The 18,316-nt window shown below is 36.4% G+C and carries 10 protein-coding genes and 1 pseudogene; 10 read left to right on the top strand and 1 reads right to left on the bottom strand.

Annotated features, from left to right (window positions below):
- Positions 1 to 151 precede the first annotated feature (151 nt).
- From ACFQZ9_RS01845 to ACFQZ9_RS01815, 7 genes and pseudogenes are all read left to right on the top strand, one after another.
- Positions 152 to 2,887, top strand: coding sequence for a DUF3289 family protein (locus tag ACFQZ9_RS01845; protein ID WP_498942053.1), 2,736 nt, complete (start codon positions 152 to 154; stop codon positions 2,885 to 2,887).
- Positions 2,884 to 3,405, top strand: coding sequence for a hypothetical protein (locus tag ACFQZ9_RS01840; protein WP_498942052.1), 522 nt, complete (start codon positions 2,884 to 2,886; stop codon positions 3,403 to 3,405). The genes ACFQZ9_RS01845 and ACFQZ9_RS01840 overlap by 4 nt, the downstream gene beginning before the upstream one ends.
- 28 nt (positions 3,406 to 3,433) lie before the next feature.
- Positions 3,434 to 4,078, top strand: a pseudogene (locus ACFQZ9_RS01835) (DEAD/DEAH box helicase family protein); the annotation flags it as partial.
- A gap of 306 nt (positions 4,079 to 4,384) precedes the next feature.
- The gene (locus ACFQZ9_RS01830; protein WP_498942051.1) at positions 4,385 to 5,896 is read left to right on the top strand and encodes a spore germination protein; all 1,512 of its coding nucleotides are present in this window, start codon (positions 4,385 to 4,387) and stop codon (positions 5,894 to 5,896) included.
- Complete coding sequence (locus ACFQZ9_RS01825; protein WP_498942050.1) at positions 5,889 to 6,998, top strand: Ger(x)C family spore germination protein; 1,110 nt, start codon at positions 5,889 to 5,891, stop codon at positions 6,996 to 6,998. The genes ACFQZ9_RS01830 and ACFQZ9_RS01825 overlap by 8 nt, the downstream gene beginning before the upstream one ends.
- 19 nt (positions 6,999 to 7,017) lie before the next feature.
- A complete protein-coding gene (locus ACFQZ9_RS01820) occupies positions 7,018 to 8,121 on the top strand; it encodes a GerAB/ArcD/ProY family transporter (protein ID WP_498942049.1) in 1,104 nt (367 codons plus the stop codon).
- A gap of 425 nt (positions 8,122 to 8,546) precedes the next feature.
- Positions 8,547 to 12,305 (top strand): PDDEXK-like endonuclease domain-containing protein, encoded by a 3,759-nt coding sequence (locus ACFQZ9_RS01815; protein WP_498942048.1) that lies wholly within the window; start codon positions 8,547 to 8,549, stop codon positions 12,303 to 12,305.
- 139 nt (positions 12,306 to 12,444) lie between these two features.
- Here ACFQZ9_RS01815 and ACFQZ9_RS01810 read toward each other — a convergent pair whose 3' ends face one another.
- Positions 12,445 to 13,653, bottom strand: coding sequence for a multidrug efflux MFS transporter (locus ACFQZ9_RS01810; protein ID WP_498942047.1), 1,209 nt, complete (start codon positions 13,651 to 13,653; stop codon positions 12,445 to 12,447).
- Between the two features lie 143 nt (positions 13,654 to 13,796).
- Between ACFQZ9_RS01810 and ACFQZ9_RS01805 the strand changes: the two genes are divergently transcribed.
- The 3 genes from ACFQZ9_RS01805 (at position 13,797) to ACFQZ9_RS01795 (ending at position 18,245) form a co-directional block, all read left to right on the top strand.
- Positions 13,797 to 14,678, top strand: a complete 882-nt coding sequence (locus ACFQZ9_RS01805) for a LysR family transcriptional regulator (protein ID WP_498942045.1) — start codon at positions 13,797 to 13,799, stop codon at positions 14,676 to 14,678.
- A 400-nt stretch (positions 14,679 to 15,078) separates the two neighbouring features.
- Positions 15,079 to 16,476 (top strand): amidase, encoded by a 1,398-nt coding sequence (locus tag ACFQZ9_RS01800; RefSeq protein WP_498942044.1) that lies wholly within the window; start codon positions 15,079 to 15,081, stop codon positions 16,474 to 16,476.
- Positions 16,477 to 16,889: 413 nt separating this feature from the next.
- A complete protein-coding gene (locus tag ACFQZ9_RS01795; protein WP_198312200.1) occupies positions 16,890 to 18,245 on the top strand; it encodes an ABC transporter substrate-binding protein in 1,356 nt (451 codons plus the stop codon).
- Positions 18,246 to 18,316 lie beyond the last annotated feature (71 nt).

Below are 18,316 nucleotides of genomic sequence, written 5' to 3'. Positions count from 1 at the left end.
TTCTTTGGATGGGAACCCCGATATCGTATGCTTTTATCATTAAACCAAATAAGTTTTATAAGTATCCACCATAGTAAATGCATGCAGCTTCTCTAAATATCGTTATATTTTTATTGGTTAAATTAATATTTTTATAGAGGAGATTTTCATTTTGAAAAATAAAATAAAAAGTATACTGATTATTTTATTGAGCTTTTCAATAGTTTTCGGCGGAATTGGGCAAACAGTGGTGGCAAAGGGTATTAAGGATGCTAATCAAGGACAACAAATGATTTCTAGTGAGGAAAATGTAAAACAGTGGTTAAGTGAATATGAATTCTATGAGGACACCAGAATTGCAAAAATCTATGATCAAATGGCAATAAATGAATTAAAGCGTTTCGCGACAGTCATAAAAGAATCTAATGCTAATTTTGATTCTAAACGGATAGCGGAAATTAATGAAACCGGAGAATTTAAACAAAAAGATATTAATGATGTACTTCAACAATTGATTAACCAATATGAACAAGCCTTTCAAGAGGAGTACATACAAGAGGTGGCTCTTAAAAGTGATCTGCTCTTGAAAATTAAACATAAGTTAACCATATGTCTATGGGGTTATTTATCAGAAAACGATTTTAATGAACCAACTGAAGTTTTACTTGCAGATATACTCTTTAATTTTTATTTATCGGATAAAATTGTCAATAAAAATGCGATCGGTATCTTAAAGGATATCTCCGATCAAGCAGATGACAAAGGAAATCGGGTAAAAGCTCATTTGAATAACGCGGTGAAAATGTCTGAAAAAGGTAATGAGTTTCTGGAAAAAGATCTAGCTATCCCTGCCTCAAAATCCTATCAAAATGCATATAAACAAGTGTTATTCGGACTTGAAAAAGCTGGCTACTCATTTAATAAAGAGTTCTTTGAATCTACCTCTGACACGGATGGTGACACTATAACAGCGGGAATAGAATTCCTGGAGGGACTGAATCCATATAAAAAGGATACAGATGGTGATGGATTGCAGGACAATATTGAATATGAGGTTAAATCATTAATTTCTCCGACAAAATATGATACAGATGGTAATGGCATAAGTGACGCCGATGAAGATAGTGATGAAGACGGCTTGAGTAATAAAGACGAGCAAGCTTATCAAACAAATTTGATTAAGGGAGATTCAGACCAAGATAGTTTAACTGACGGATATGAAGTACATCAGTTTAAAACATTACCTAATAAGGTTGATACAGATGGCGATGGGTTAAGTGATGGAGATGAACATGCTTTAAAGACAAATCCGAATGCTGCAGACAGCGACAATGACGGAATCGAGGATTCACAACAACTCTATAAACAATCGATTCGTCAATCATTGACTCAGCCTAATCAAGCAGAAATTAAAAGCGTAGAAGTTGAGTTTAGTGCAAAGGATAATATCAATCAAACAACTAGAATTAGCACCACAAACAACGTTAAAACAACTAATTTACACGGTATGATTGGTTCTCCTGTAAGCATCACTACGAAATCAGCATTTGAGAAAGCAAGCATTACATTTACGTATGATGAAGCGAAGCTAGGAGACACAGTGGAAAATGATTTAGGAATTATTTGGTACAATGAAGAGAAGGAAATATATGAAGGCCTTAACGCGGAATTGAATGCAAGTAAGAATACAATAAGTGTGGAAACGACTCACTTTGGCGAATTTCTGATTGTTGATAAGAAAAAATGGCTGGAGCTTTGGAGTAGGGAAATAGACTACTCGGGGGAGAAGGGAAAGAACGATCAAGCTGCAAGCAGCAATAAGTTGAATGACATTGTCCCTAGCGACGAATCAGGTGATGGAGGGATCGATACAACAGATTCCGATGGTGATGGCTTATACGATATCTATGAAATAAAAGGAATGAAGACACCATACGGTATCATCTACTCAGATCCTAACAAAAAAGATAGTGACGGAGATGGATTAACCGATGGCGAAGAAATGGGTCCATTCCAATCATTCACGGTAACTATTTTTGGAGTTCCTATTCATTTTGAAGGTTTCTTTCCAAAGAGTTTTCCTGACCGAAAAGATAGTGACGGAGATGGAAAGACTGATAAGGAGGATTTGAAACCATTGTACTCTGATTTATCCAATACGGTCATTTTTCAATCAGATCGACCAGAAGGCCATGATGAAAATGGAAATGTCGCGAATGATATGAAAACAAATGATTATACTGAAGATGAAATTAAAGACATTAGCTGGATGTTCAGACTCCAATTACTGGAATCTTATTTCCCAAGTATTCTCTTTTATGAGTTCGAGGATATGTCAACAAGTTTGTTTGCCATGGGAGATATGGAAGATGTGATTGTAGATATGATTAATCATTTCAAGGATGGAACTGGTAAAGAATACAGAAACAAGACGTTAACGAAAGAAGCGAGTGAGCATGAAACAACGAAAGCCTATGTTGAATTTGTCAAAAAGGCCTTAGTCGATGAGCTGAAGAAAAATGGAGGAAATTTGGCAGCACTTAAGTTTGATCAAAGTACAAAGGATACAAATGCATTTTATAATTTTATCCAGAGAAATGCTAGTTATCCGACGTTTAGCACTTGGAGTGACCGAGTAGGTGGACTGACCATTACGGTAAATGATACGTGGGGGAATACTGTATCTGTAAAAGATTTTTCAGTAGAACGGAATCGCTTTAAAGGAGTCATGCGTGTTCGTTTATATGATCATTTTGGGTTAGATCAGCCAGATGTTGAGAAGGTGTATAAGAACTTAGCAGGATTCCGTTCCTGGTTTGTCTTACAGCACTTTGATGAATATGATGGGAAATATAAGCCTTTTGTGTCTGTAATGGAAATGGATATACCATTTGAGGGAGAATTATGATTAAAGTTAATGTGAAAATTATCGCTTTGATGATTTGTACACTCTTCATTCCATTAAGCTTAATTGGATGTACAAAGAATGAGGAAGCAAGCGGGGAAACAAAGATTTTCGAAATTGCCAATACAAAAGAGGTCGTTGGTCAAAAGGGTGGAGAAGTGGAGACTCTTAGAAAGCATTTTATGATTCTAAATCCACCAAAAGATTTAAAAGAGTTGAAAGAATTAGTTGAAAAATACAGTAAGAATCATCCAGTTGAAGATGAGATGAAAAGAATCAAAGGCAAAAACAGGATTTTCGATTTGTCCTTTTATCGGGAAAGTGAGGATTTGCCAAGAGATTGGCAGCCTGATGAAAAGTACATGGACACAGATAGGCTGGAACATCATAAGAATGATCTAATTGCCTATATCATTTGGTCAGATGCTGAACCACAAAAGGAATACACTGTTTATGATAAAAGTAAGGAAGGAAAGGTCATGAAACAGATGCATTTTATTGAGGATCAGCTTGTTGAGTGATACACTATCCAGACAAAATAAAGAAATGGAAAAGATTATGAATATGTTTGTCGTTCCATTTCGGCTAAGGGAGCCACTTTCGATTGAAGATATCAATGCCATTCGTTACCATTTATTTCCAGAAGTGAGGATTAGCGCAGAATTCAAACCACCAGTTCCTTATCAGGACCAGCTTTTGTTATCCTTACATGATATTAAAACCATGGATCTCCATCAGGAAAATCTGGCGAAACAGATCGGTGATAAAAATCGTTTGATTCGCGGAGTAGCAGGGAGCAGCAAGACTATTATCTTAGCAAGTCGAGCGAAGATGTTGTCCAAAAAGAACCCAGATTGGAAGATTCTGATTCTTTGCTATAATATTTCACTGGCGAATGCCATTCAACAAATGATCCATCACATGTTGAATGAGCCCGAAGATTTATTCGATTTTGATCCGAATCGAAAAAGTGTTCAAAATCAAAACATTATTGTTCGGAATTTTCATGCTTGGTTAAAGAATGATTTGAAAATTCGAGAGCAGCAGTTGCCTGATATCATTGGAAAAATCGAGAAGAAGGAAGCGATTCTACCAAACTATGATGCGATTCTTATTGATGAGGGTCAGGACTTTGAGACGGATTGGCTGCGTCTTGTCAGCTTACTCTTAAATACGGAAACTCAATCACTATTATAGAAAGAAAAAGAAGATAGAAAAAGCATAAATATGTGATTTTGTCTTCTTTTTTACTATACATTATGAAATGGGTTTACATACCTTACATGGCTGTCAAAAAACAATTGATTAATCGGAAATTCCGATTAGTTTTTTGCTGGTGAATAATGGCGAAGGGGAGAAATATAGGGAATTTAAATTGAATGTAAGGGCATATTAATAATTGTGAAATTCATAAAAAGGTGTGATTTTTAATTTTTTAAAGTGTCATGGTATCACACGACAAATCTGAAAAAAATGTAAAAATCGATTCAGGTGATATAAATGCCTTTTAAGTTTTTAGAAAGATTTAAAAATAGTCAGAAACCAGAGACCGATACAAAATCAATAAAAATGATTTTTCAACAAGCTGCTAAATCAAGTGATTTCCATCAATTTTCATTATCTGAAGAACAGGATATTACCATTCGTTACTATAAAAGTATGGTTGATCCAAAGAAAATAAATAACCTTCTCCTCCCAGCAATTCAAGAACATATTGAGAAAATTAGGGGAATTAATGATATAAAAAAGTTTATTCCTTTTGAGGATGTCATAGTAACAACTGATCCCTTAGATGTTGAAGAAAAACTAATTAAAGGATATGTTATTGTTCAATTAAAGGATTCCAACCAACATTTTTTGACCATAAATATTGAAAATGCAAATCTTGGTTATCGAGAGAATAATGATACAGAGAATGAATTTAGTGTTATTGGTCCAAAAGTTGGTTTTGTAGAAAATATTAGTACTAATCTTCATTTATTAAGAAAGCAAATGGCCGTTACAGAATTAGTTTTTGAAGAAATAAAAATTGGTTCAATGTCTAAAACGGAAGTAGTCATTGCCTATTTAGATGGAATTACTAATCCGGAATATATTCAAACTGTTCGACAGCGACTGAAGAATATTAATTTTGATGTTATATTCGATAATTCCCAAATTGATCAAATGATTTCAGATCATTCAAATACCCCCTTTCCTATTTTTTTATCTACTGAACGGATTGACAGGGTTTTATATGCAATGATATCAGGACAAGTTGCAATCTTATCGAATGGGTCACCTTACATTGTTACAGGACCAACAACGATATTAGATTTTTTCATTTCTCCAGAAGATTATTATCTTAATTGGGTACTCGGGTCGTTTTTTCGGATCATTCGTATTATTAGTGTTATTTTCTCTTTGTTTGCTACACCTATATATGTAGCAATTTTAACCTTTCATTATGAAGTTGTACCTGATGATTTATTGCAACCCCTTATTAGCTCAAGAGCTCATGTTCCATTTCCTCCGGTATGGGAAGCGATTTTTTTGGAAATTACCATTGAATTGTTGAGAGAGGCGGGGGCACGCTTGCCGACAAAAATTGGGCAAACACTGGGTATTGTAGGTGGTATTGTTATCGGTCAGGCATCTGTCCAAGCTGCTCTAACAAGTAATGTTTTACTTATTATTGTTTCATCATCGGCACTTGCTTCTTTTACAACTCCCATCTTTAAAATGTCAAATGCAATTCGTCTCATCCGGTTTCCACTAATTTTACTTGCAGCATTTTTGGGTGGCTTTGGAATTATAATAGGATTTGTTCTTCTGTTAGGACATTTATTAAAACTTAAATCCTTGGGAAATCCATATATGGTACCTCTATTTCCTTTTAGAATAAAGAACTTTCGCGACAGTTTTATTCGATCATCCTATCAGTTTACAACGACACGAAGCAGATTTTTAAGACCTCTTTCACTTAAAAGATATACACCAAATCAAGATAAGGATGATATGAATAATGAATAGTCAAAAGCGAAAAAATATAAGGTATTTTTGTGCTCTTTTGCCTCTCATTTTGATGATTCCTGGCTGCTCTTTTCCACGGCAAAAAATTATAGATGATGTGCAACTTCCTAAAGTATTAGGTTTTGACAAAGTTGATAACCAGTATGTTGGAACTGCGCTTTATTCTGATTATACGGGAGATGAAAAAGAAGGTGGGAGCTCTATTTTACAGGGGAAAGGAAGGAAATCCTATTTAATAAAACAATCTATCAATGCACAATCTCCTAAACCGCTAGAAATTGGAAAGTTGAACCTTGTAATCTTTGGTAAAGAATTAGCCGAAAATGGGGTGTCTTATTTTGTTAAGACTGTTTGCAGGGATCCTTTGATTGGAAGCAATATGTTAGTGGCTGTTTCTGAAGAAACAGCAGGGGAAATTTTAATGAAAAATAAAGATAGAAACAGCAACTATCCTTATAAAATGATTGAACAAAATTACCGAACTCAAAATGTACCAATCCCAACTTTGCAAAGTTTTTTATTTGATTTCTATGGAGACGGAAGAGACCCCTCCTTACCTTATTTAAAGATTAATCAAAAGGGGAACATTGAGGTAAACGGGCTAGCAGTGTTAAAAAAAGACAGACTAGAACTTATCTTAAATCAAAAAGAAAGCTTTTTATATAAAATATTAAGAGGAAGAGTGATTAGAGGCCAAACAGAATTTAACATACATAAGGGGCAGTCGAGGGATTCAGTAATTTTAGCCATTTTGAATGGAAAAAACAAAAAATCAATTATTAACAAAGGTTCGAAATCAAAAGTAACATTCAATATAACACTAAACGGAATGGTAAAGGATTTTCCAGATTGGCTAGATTTAAGGAAAAAACAAAATAACATATTATTAAAAAAGCAATTGGAAAAACAAATGAAAAAGGATTTTGAAAACCTATTCGTAAAATTCCAAAAGCATCAAGTCGATCCTTTAGGTATAGGTGACTTAGCAAGAGCGAATTCAAAAAAATGGAATGAAAAGGAGTTTTATGAAAAGGTGTACCCAACTATTTCATTGGATATAAATTTAAAAATAGAACTATCTCAAGCAGGGATTGGCGAATAAGAAAAAAAGGTGATTGACCATGAGTAAACAATTAAATAAAAGTTTGACAGTATCTCCTTTTTTTTTATTTTTTCTGATTCACAGTACTCAAACCGGTGTAGGCTTGTTGAATTTTCAAAGTAAAATAATAAAGGGAGCAGAACAGGATGCATGGGTTTCAATTGTATTGGTTGGAATTAGTATACATCTCATTATTTGGCTACTGTATTTCTTATTAAAGAAATCAAATAATGGTGATATTATGTCTTTACATCAACAATTATTTGGGAGATGGCTAGGAAACGTATTAAATATTTTCTTTTATGGATATATGCTTTTAATTGTTTCAACTATCATTAGGTCCTATTTATCAGTTTTGGTTACTTGGGTTTTTCCTTATACCCCTATTTGGATTTTATCACTTGTTGTTATTTTTGTGATTTCATATTTAGTTATTGGAGGCTTTAGGGTTATTACCGGTATTTGTTTTTGGGGGATGATCATCCCTTCGCTCCTTCTGTTCACAGTATTTTTTCCATTACAATATGCTTACTGGACGAATTTATTACCCGTTTTTAATCACAGCTTAAGTGACTATTTTGTATCAGCAAAAGAAAGTATTTTTATGTACTCCGGACCAGAATTTTTACTTATTTATTTTCCTTTTATTAAAAATAATCAAATTTCCCAAAAATGGGCCCACATTTCACAAGCGTATACAACGATTTTATATTTATTTATTACAATCACTTCATTTGTTTATTTTAGTCATGGGCAGCTTGAACATGTTACATGGCCCACCCTCATGATGTCAAAAATTATCCGTTTTCCATTTATCGAAAGATTTGAATATATCTTTATTTTTTTATGGCTCTTAGTGATCCTTCCCCCTTGTTGTATGGCATTGTGGGGGGCGATTCGAGTTTTGAAAGAATCGTTTAAATTTAAACCTAGAATGTCATTATGGATATCAATTATTATCGTTCATTTGATAATTATTAATGTCAAAAGTAAATTGGAGGTTGAGGAAATAGGAACTGTCATTACATTTGTCTCATCCAGCTTTCTATATATTTATATACCATTTTTGTTTTTGTTTTTTCTCATCTTACAAGCCTTTAAAAAAGCCAAGAGTGTAGGGTAAATTAGTAGGACCTAGGGTAGGGACGGTTATTTTTTTGAGCAATGGATTGAGGGATAACAAAAATAATCCACCCTTGAGTTTTTTTCACGGCTCGGGTGGATTATCATTCAACAATTGCGGACCCCATTAGGGGAACCTTCTATTGCTAGACCAAACATGTTACCGCATGTCTGGTCTTTTTTAATTCAAAAGTGGCCACAACAGAACCGTCCCCGCGGATTTCCATTTGGCTCATTTTGTCAAATCAAGTAGAATTAGAAGGTATAGTATAGAGTAGAAACTCACGTATTGATCCTTACATTCATTTTAAGAAATTATCATGTTTAATGAGACAAGCGTATTTTTCCTCTGTTTCAATGAGTGATAACTGGGAAAATTCAGATGTATAATGAAATTAGTTGGAAATTGAAAAGAGGTCCTGCAAAATGAAAGACAAGCTTATACATATGAGGGACAAACTTAATGATATCAGTCGGAGGAATCGTTCCATTCGATTAGTAAAGCTTTATCACAAGTGGAGCTTCGATTTAACGGAGCTGGATTCAATATCTAAGTTGTCAAAAGAAAAAGTCAGTGAGTCCGTAGTGGAGCAAATTGTTAACCACTCGAAAAATGAATTGACCTTATTAAAGCCAACCTTCAATAATGATACTTCAATGGCTATTTCAAAAAAATTAACTGATTTATATCGAAATATCAAGGCAATTGAAGACGAAACAGGAATTCATGATTTTTATCTAGGATTTCCCTTTTTATCAGGAACCTTCGCGGATGGCACATTTTTTCAAGCACCGTTATTCCTCTACCCAGTAAGGCTTGAGAAGAATAATGTAAATGCCCAAAAATGGATATTGAAGTTCGAGGAAGATGGTCCGCAAATTAACCGAACCTTATTCTTGGCATTTAAAAAGTTAAATAACCTTAGCTTTACAGAAGATTTCTTTGAACAAGCTGCTGAACTAGCAACGAATTACAATTACGATAAATGGCTCACATTTTTAAAGGCTCATGAAATGAATGTTTCGTTTACTCCTCAGGGTTTAACGAAACTGAAAGAGTATAAAAAAGAAGAAGAGCCTGAAGTTGCAGGTTTTACATTATTGGAGAATGCGGTCATCGGTAACTTCCCGCAAGGCGGATCTTCGTTAGTAAAAGATTATGAGGAACTTATTTTACGATCAGAGGATGGTCATTTATCGTTAGCCGGAGAACTCATTGAACCTTTAGCTGAAGAGGTTGAAGATAATGGTGACCAACTTGAATCGGAAAAAGATGTTCCAAAAAAGGAATCAGAGGTCTTAACCCTTTTACAAGCTGACGGGTCGCAAGAAGAAATTATAAAAGAAGCACGGTATAAAAAAGGGATTGTGGTACATGGACCGCCGGGAACCGGTAAATCTCAAGTCATCGTTAATCTTATCACGGATGCATTACAGCAACAAAAGAAGATCCTCGTTGTTTGTCAGAAACGTGCGGCTTTGGACGTGGTTTATCAGCGGTTAGATGGATTAGGATTAAGTAACCATGTGGCCCTTGTCCATGATGAAAAAAATGACAGAAAAAACCTATATGCGAAAGTTGCAGCGGTGATTGAGCAAAATCAAGTATCTTTTGAGAATGCAATGAACGAGTTAACCTCGACAACCAAGAAATTGTCCTCACAGGAAGAATTATTGAACAGTATTGCGAGTGCTTTGTACAGTTATCAAGACTTTGGCTTACGCTTATATGATTTATATGGATTAGCGAAGCCCGTTACGGAAACTACAGAAATTCTTGATCTTCATGAAGTACTGTCAGCTTTAACTAAAGATGTGTTGGTCTATATCTCTGAAAAAGTATACACCTATGCGGAATGGTATGAACGCTTTGGAGACGAGGATTTTCCGTTAAAGGAACGAAAAAACTTCGCTCATTTTAATATGAAAGAAAAACTGGAAGCCATTGAGTTATTGAATGATGTAACCGATAAGGCAAAGAAATCGGTGGAATATATTGAAACATTGGATCATGAAAAAATTACACCAGGCTACACGTGGCTGATTGAGAACAAGTTGGATAAAATTTATCCTGATTTAGAAGATGGAAATAAAAGAACGTTACAAGGTTTACGACTTTGGTGGTGGACTGCTGTATCTGGTAAAAACATCATAGAAGAGTTGCTTGAAGGTGAAAAATTCAGAGGAACCAGCTCACCTGAATGGTTAAAGATTAAAAAGTCACTGGTGACCATGCATCAATTAGGTAAAGTAACAAAAGCCATGGGCGAAGAAGTGGAAAAGTTAAAGAAGTTTCTCCAGGATTCAAAAGTAGAGACCCTAAAAACCAGAATCTCTGAAGGAGATATACCCTTACAGGAACTAGATAAAATGATGGAATATATTCATCGAGATTTTGAAGAACTGCAGCAAATGGATGTATTTTGGAATCAATGTAATGAGGTTGAGAAGAAGGTTATTCAACTCCTTAGTAAAAGAACTGTAAAGAATGAATTAACCTTATCCGAGTATTGGGAGGATTTATTTCAAAGCTCTACCTATGTCCATTGGATCGACCAAACAGAAAAGAGTCATCCAGAGGTTCAAAAAATATCAACCAATGAATTCTCAAGGATCAGAGAGTCATTTGCAGACTTAATTGAGGAAAAGAGAAAGGTTGGAACTCAGTATTTAATTCATACTTTAACCAAGAAAGTGGATTCGGTTCAGACCACACACGCTAAGCATATCAGAGAGTTAAAGCATCAGGTAGGTAAGAAAAGACAGGTTTGGCCGCTGCGGAGATTGGTAAACGAATTTGCTGGGAATGGCCTTGTCGATATTTTGCCAGTCTGGCTCGCATCTCCTGAAATTGTTTCGTCTATTTTTCCATTGCAAGAAGGGTTATTTGATTTGGTGATTTTTGATGAAGCCTCCCAATGTACAGTGGAGAGTGGAATTCCGGCGGTCTACCGTGGGAAACAAGTCATCATTGCGGGTGATGAAAAGCAGCTGCCGCCCTATAATTTGTTCCAGACCTCTTTTGTCAATGACGAGGATGAGGATGAAACCTATGATACAGATGACTCCGTCAGCTTATTAAACTTAGCCAAGAGAAGGTTTTCTGAAAAAATTCTTCAATGGCACTATCGTTCAAAATATGAAGAATTGATCAATTATTCCAATCACGCCTTCTACAACGGACATGTCCAAATTGCTCCCAATGTGGTCCCTTTTAAGAATCCACCTGCAATTCGTTGGAAGAAAGTAGACGGGAGATGGATCAATCAGTGCAATGAAGTAGAAGCGATCGAAGTCGTCCATATTCTCAGGGACATCTTAATCAATCAGCCTGGAAAAACAGTTGGGATTATCACCTTTAACGCCAAACAGCAAACGGTTATCCAGGATCAGATTGACAGACTGCTAAGTGAAGATGAGAAATTTAGTGCCGTTTATAATCAAATGTTAACCAAGGACCTTGATGAACGAGTATTTGTGAAGAATATTGAAAATGTCCAAGGAGATGAGCGGGATATTATCCTTTTCTCCATTACATATGCCAAGAACGAAGAGGGGAAAGTGGTTAACCGCTTCGGGGATCTTAATAAAAAAGGTGGGGAAAACCGGCTTAACGTTGCGGTTTCACGTGCAAAAGAAGCGATTATTGTTGTTTCAAGCATTGAACCAGAGGAGCTCAATGTAGCAAACACCGCCAATGTGGGGCCCAAATTGTTCAAGGCTTATCTCAAATATGTGAGAGCGGTGTCGACCTCTCAGGTTGATGAGATTAAAGCAGTGGTTCACGAAATCAATGAAAATGTAAACACACATGTCCAGCAAAAAGAACTACACTTTGATTCTCCCTTTGAAGAACAAGTGTACCATCAATTGAGAGATCTGGGGTACGAGGTGACCACTCAGGTTGGGATGTCAGGATATCGAATTGATATGGCTATTGTGCACCCGCATGATTCATCTCGTTACATTTTGGGAATTGAGTGCGATGGAGCAATGTATCATAGTTCTAAGAATGCAAAGGAAAGGGACGTTTATCGTCAGCGTTTCCTAGAAAGCAGAGGCTGGAACATCGAGCGAATCTGGAGTAGGAACTGGTGGAAGAACTCTTCGACAGAAATCGAAAGAATTGACCAGAAAGTGAAAGAATTAATGAGGAGTGCAGGGGTTCGGGAGATAGTTAAATGAAACATAGGGGACGGTTCTAGTGGCTTTTTTCATTCAAAAGTGGCCACATGAACTGTCCCCATGGCCCTCTAAGCCGATGTTTTAAAATGATTAAATAAAGAACAAAAAGAAGAAACACACTGAAATCTCAGTGTGCTTCTTAATGACTATGTGACATGCTCCTTCTTCTAATACCTATATGGTTAATACTGTAAACCCATAATGCATTTAGCAATAATAAAGCACTTGTAGTGAAGAACACATAATGAATGCCAAAGAATGCTGCCATTTGCCCGCCTAATACAGATCCTCCGAGAGTACCAATATACTGTGCAGATTGATTATACCCGAAAATACGACCAACAATTTCATCTGGCGCACTTTTTCGGACAAGGTTGTTAATGGATGGCAATAATCCAGCTGTCGCAAGTCCAAGACAGAAGCGAAGCCCCATGAGTTCCCATGGTGTTTTTACAAATGCTTGTGGAATAAAGATAATCCCTGCAGCAATAAGTGCTCCAATCAATATTTTTCTTGAACCGATACGGTCAGCAAGCTTACCTAATCGTGGTGCAGCGATTATATTGGCTAAACCGGCAGCAGCCACCACCATTCCCGCAATCATAGATAAATGGGTTGCATGTGGTGATAATTCTTTTACATAAACAGTAATTAATGGCTGAATGGACATATTGGCTATTTGCAAAATAAATGTACTAGCAAACAATGAAATTAGCAATCTCGTATCAGGAACTAGCTTCCAAACTTGGCTAAAGGCTAACGGTGTTTTATGAACAGGTGTAAATTCTTCTTTTATCAAAAATAGAACTGCAAAAAAGGCGATTAACAATAATACGCTTGTTACAACAAAACAGCTTCGAATTCCAAAGAATTCAGCAATAAACCCTCCCATTAAAGGACCTAGAAGCCCGCCACTAACGGAGCCTGTTGAAAGTGTACCGAGTGCCCAGCCTGAATTTTTTTTCGGTGTTTGTGTTGCAACTAATGTAACCGATGCAGAAATGTAACCGGAAACGGCCCCCATTAACATCCGTAATGCGAGTAATTCATCAACGTTTTGTACAAATGCCATCACAAAAACGACAATGGCCATTCCAAGGCTGGCACGGAGTAACATTAGTTTTCTGCCCTTTTTATCTGCAAGTCTTCCCCAAATAGGGGAAACAATGGCTGAGATTAAAAAGGTTGAACCAAAAATCAATCCAGACCATTTTTCAATATCTGAGGTTGCGTGTACCCCTAGCTGATCGATATATAAAGGAAGCATGGGCGCTATTTGACTCATCCCCGCGGCCGTTACAAATGAACCAAACCAACAAACAAATAAATTTCTTTTCCAATTCTCCATATAAACACCTTTCTTATTAACTGGAATTTATTTCGACTTCCAAAGTAATTTATATCCTTAATCATACTCCAAACAATTGATAATGACTAATATATGTATTACTATTTACTTATAGGTTGAGGACTATCAATAGAGGTGAACAAATGGACTTCTTACAATTAAGGTACTTTCAAACCGTTGCCGAATTTGAACATATAACTAGGGCTGCCAGAGAGCTTAAAATCGCACAGCCGTCACTAAGTCAAACTATTTCTCGTTTAGAGGAAGAGCTGGGTGTTTCCCTTTTTGATCGAGAGGGAAGGAATATAAAACTAAATCAATTTGGGAAAATTTTTTTAAAAGGAGTAGATAAGGCTTTTTCTGAATTGGAATTTGCCAAGCTTGAGATGGCGGAGCTGGCAGGAGAGAGCAAGAATCAAATTTCGCTTTCTGTCATGCATACCCCATTATTACCGAATATTATTAGTCAATTTCGTAAGGTATATCCATTCGCCTATTTTCAAGTAAGTATGCATTCACCCTTGCGACTTGTGGAACAATTGGAAAAAGGGGAAATCGATTTATGTGTTACTTACTTTCCTATTGAGAAAGAAGGAATCAGCTGGATTAATCTTATGGAGGATGAAGTATTTATTATAGTCCCGGATACCCATCATTTGGCTAGGAGAGGCAGCATTCAGTTAAAGGAAGTGGCAGATGAACAATTTATTCACAGAGAGCCGACAAATCCTTTCAGAATGCTAACAGATGGTTTTTGTGAAAAAGCAGGATTCACACCGAAAATCGCCTTTGAACTCGAAGAACCTGGATCCATTCATAACTTTGTAGAGGAGGGATTGGGTGTATCTTTTTTAACCGAGCACACCCTTCGCTATTCACACTATGAAAAAATTGTTCCCTTGCATATTGAACAGCCTGTCTGTACAAGAACAATAGGAATGGCATGGAAAACGGAGCGGTATACTTCAAAGGTCGTTCGGGAATTCCGGGAATTTATGATTGGGTATTTTAAGGAATTAAGCTAAATGAAGCATGAGTGCTTGTCTAGAAACGATGGAGTTCTTGGCTATCTGAAGGAAATGTACGCTATAGAGTGGTAGGGTACGTTTTAGATTCGGTTAGAGTTGCTTAGAAAAGGGGAATCTGAAATATTTTATTTTTTTGAATATTCACTATTGACGTTATTAGTTTGCAAGGTTAATATAGTGAATATAAGGAATATCTATTCATTACTGCTAAGAATTTCCAAATAATAAACTCTTTATTGAATTAATTTTTGAATACGCATTCAAACTAAATTGAATACGCATTCAAAAATCCACATTAAAAAGATAAGGAGGTTTTTATCGTCAAAATCATAACTTTGTAGATTTAAAAATAGGTAAGGTCACTGAAAATAAACGTATTTCTAAAGAGGGGACCTGCATGATCGTAAACAAGTCGATTAAAGAAATCATCCATGGATATCGAGTTAAACAATTTTCTCCAGTGGAAGTTTTTAAAGAGTTTGTAAACCAAGCAAAAACGCTTAATCCTCAACTAAATGCTTTGATTACCATCAATGAACAACAAGGTTTTCAGCAGGCCATACGTTCTGAAAAGAAAGTAATGGCTGGTGAAGATTTAGGAATATTAGAGGGGATTCCGATCTCCTATAAAGATAATATTGATACAAAAGGAATCTTAACAACCAGTGGCTCTCCTATACATAAAAATCGAATTCCTGAACGTAATGCGTTTGTTGTGAATAGGCTGCAAGAAGCAGGCGCCATCAATATTGGGAAAAATAATATGTATGAATTTGCTTTTGGTATTACCTCTAAAAACCCATTTTTCGGAGATATTATCAACCCATGGAATAACGGGGTTACGGCTGGCGGTTCTAGCGGAGGATCAGCTGCTGCCGTTGCGGCGAATCTTTGTTTAGGGTCCATTGGAACAGATACAGCCGGTTCGATTCGAGTCCCGTCTTCATGTTGTGGCGTTGTTGGGTTAAAACCGACCCGCGATTTAATTCATAAACAAGGCATTACTCTACTATCTCCTTCACTTGACCATCTTGGCCCAATTGCCCAAAATGTTGAGGATTTAGCTCTACTATTGGAAGCTAGTACGAAACAGTCATTCAGTAAGAATTGTATGGGTGATATTAGAGGGATGAGGATAGGGGTACCTAAGCGATACCTCCATGATAAACTTAACAGCCTTGTAAAAGAATATTTTAATCGTGCTTTAAAAGCATTAGAAAATTTAGGTGCGATTGTGATTGATATTGACCTGCCTATTGCAGATGACCCTCGAGATATAGCCCATGTGATTGCTACGTCTGAGGTAGGGTATGAACATCGAGATTTAATTCAATCTTCGCTTAGTCAATATAGCGAAGGTGCTAGACAAACATTTGAAAAGAGTAAAATGATTACTGCCCACGCATACTTGGAAGGATTAAACAAGCGAGCCCAATGGGATCAAGAAATATCAAGTCTATTCGAGGGGATCGATATTTTTGTTACTCCTACCATACCTGTACCGCCTACAGAAATTGATGTAATAGAAATAGAATTAGGTGGTGAGAGGGAATCCGTTAACGAAAGCTTAATTCGCTTCACCAGTTTATTTAATGTAACGGGTCATCCTGCACTATCCATTCCGTGCGGTTTATCCCATGAATCAATTCCAATCGGATTACAATTAATCGCCAACCATTTTAGAGAGGATCTCTTAATCAAGACGGCCTACTCGTATGAACAAGCCTATTTAGTCGATATATATGATAAAAGAATCGATAGGATTAGAAGCTTAAAACAAAAAGCACTTATTTAACTCCTTAAAGTGGGGATGAAAAAGCATGAGATTATGAATATGCTTTTATTTTAGGAATATCTTGAATGCGTATTCAAAAAGGAAAATTAATCTCTAAGATTCATAAATCATCAAGTTCGAAATGAATGCGTATTCAAAATTTATCATTCGTTTGAAATTGAATGCGTATGCAAAAAGAATTCGTTTTAAATGAATACGTATGCAAAACAATCATTCTACCTACACCCTAGAAATTACATCCTTCGAGCACGTCGCACATCTAAGAGTTACTTCCTATTCAATTTTAAAAAAACCAGTATTAACCAGTTTAAACTCAAACTTTGTATATTGTTTCTGTCATTGCTCTTTTTGAAATCATTTTTAGTAGATTGGTAGAAATTAAAAATTAAATATAACTTTAAGATGAAAGGAACATGCAAATGAAACTAAGAAATGGATTTCGTATGATTGCTGTTTTGATTCTAATTGCAGCCCTTATGATTACTGGCTGCAGCAAATCCTCCAGTAGTAATGAATCAAGTGGAGGATCTCTAAAGGGTAAGACAGTCACAGTGCTATTGTCAGCAGGGGGAGTCGGGCAATTTAATGCCTGGAAAGAAAGATCGAAAGAATTTACGAAAAAGACTGGAATTAAAGTAAAATTCATTGAAACACCTTACGAAAATTTACTCCAAAACATTACAACAGACGGTATTTCGAATAGAGGTGAGTATGACCTAGTCGTCCATTTGGACACAATGGGTTCATCCATTTCCCAGTTTTTAGAACCTCTAGATCCTTACGTGAAAAGAGACCATTTTGACTTAAATAGATGGCCAAAGTCAGTTCTTGATTTATCCACATTTGACAATAAACTTCTGAGTTTGCCAGTAAGGGCTCACGTCCAAATGCTATTCTATCGGAAAGATATTTTTAAGAAATTGAATCTGCAGCCACCTACAACATGGAGCGAGCTAGAAACCGATAGTAAAAAAATAACTGAGAATACGAATCTATCAGGTATTGTACCTTACTATGCCTCAGGTAATAATGGCCAAAACCTTTACATGTGGACTGCTTATTTGTGGAGTAATGGCGGCGATATTTTTGATAAAAATATGAAACCGACCTTTGCTAGCAAACAGGGTGTGGAAGCAACACAAAAATATATTGACCTTCTCGTAAAAGATAAGGTGGCGCCTCCTGGTTCTGTAACATTTGGCGAACAGGATTCACGGACATACTTCAAACAAGGCAAGGGAGCCATGTGGGTTGGCTGGTGGTGGGTATATCCTGAGTTTAATAGTAAAGAGACTACTGCAAAAGGTGTCGCTGGAAATGTTGGTTTTGCACCGGTTCCTGGCTGGGAAGGAAAACAAAGCCAGGCAAATGTATCCACTTTCCCATTAGCAATGATGAAGGGATCTAAAAATAAGGATGCGGCCTGGGAAGTTTTAAAATGGATTGCTGAACCGAGTGAAGAACTGGATATGGTAACGAAAACATTGAAAAATGAAGTACCTGCAACTGTCCAATCTACCGTTGTTACACAAACTGCAAACCTTCGCAATAAAGAATTAAATGATTTAAGCGGCGGATTTTATAATGTAGCTGCAGACAATTTTGAAAATGCCCGTACATTACCGAAAATCAAGGAATGGCCTCAGGTTGCTGATATTTTAAGTTCTGCCATTTCTAAGATGGCAACAGGCGGGTCTGTGGAAACAAATCTGCAGGAGGCGTCAAAGAAGGTTGAGCAGCTTTTAGATAAAGCTGGTTATTATAAGTAAGTTTTCTGGGAAATACCTATTCCAAAGTGGTTTAGAGGGAGACTTCAAAACCACTTTGGAGGGGTAACCCT

Origin of the sequence: Neobacillus sp. GCM10027624, from assembly GCF_042675345.1 — a bacterium.
Lineage (GTDB): Bacteria > Bacillota > Bacilli > Bacillales > Cytobacillaceae > Neobacillus > Neobacillus cucumis_D.
This window is presented reverse-complemented; position numbering and strand designations above follow the sequence as displayed.

Coding starts and splice junctions, on each gene's coding strand:
- ACFQZ9_RS01825 (WP_498942050.1), top strand. CDS start 5,889: ATGAATAGTCAAAAGCGAAAAAATATAAGGTATTTTTGTGCTCTTTTG.
- ACFQZ9_RS01815 (WP_498942048.1), top strand. CDS start 8,547: ATGAAAGACAAGCTTATACATATGAGGGACAAACTTAATGATATCAGT.
- ACFQZ9_RS01820 (WP_498942049.1), top strand. CDS start 7,018: ATGAGTAAACAATTAAATAAAAGTTTGACAGTATCTCCTTTTTTTTTA.
- ACFQZ9_RS01795 (WP_198312200.1), top strand. CDS start 16,890: ATGCAAATGAAACTAAGAAATGGATTTCGTATGATTGCTGTTTTGATT.
- ACFQZ9_RS01810 (WP_498942047.1), bottom strand. CDS start 13,653: ATGGAGAATTGGAAAAGAAATTTATTTGTTTGTTGGTTTGGTTCATTT.
- ACFQZ9_RS01840 (WP_498942052.1), top strand. CDS start 2,884: ATGATTAAAGTTAATGTGAAAATTATCGCTTTGATGATTTGTACACTC.
- ACFQZ9_RS01800 (WP_498942044.1), top strand. CDS start 15,079: ATGATCGTAAACAAGTCGATTAAAGAAATCATCCATGGATATCGAGTT.
- ACFQZ9_RS01830 (WP_498942051.1), top strand. CDS start 4,385: ATGCCTTTTAAGTTTTTAGAAAGATTTAAAAATAGTCAGAAACCAGAG.
- ACFQZ9_RS01805 (WP_498942045.1), top strand. CDS start 13,797: ATGGACTTCTTACAATTAAGGTACTTTCAAACCGTTGCCGAATTTGAA.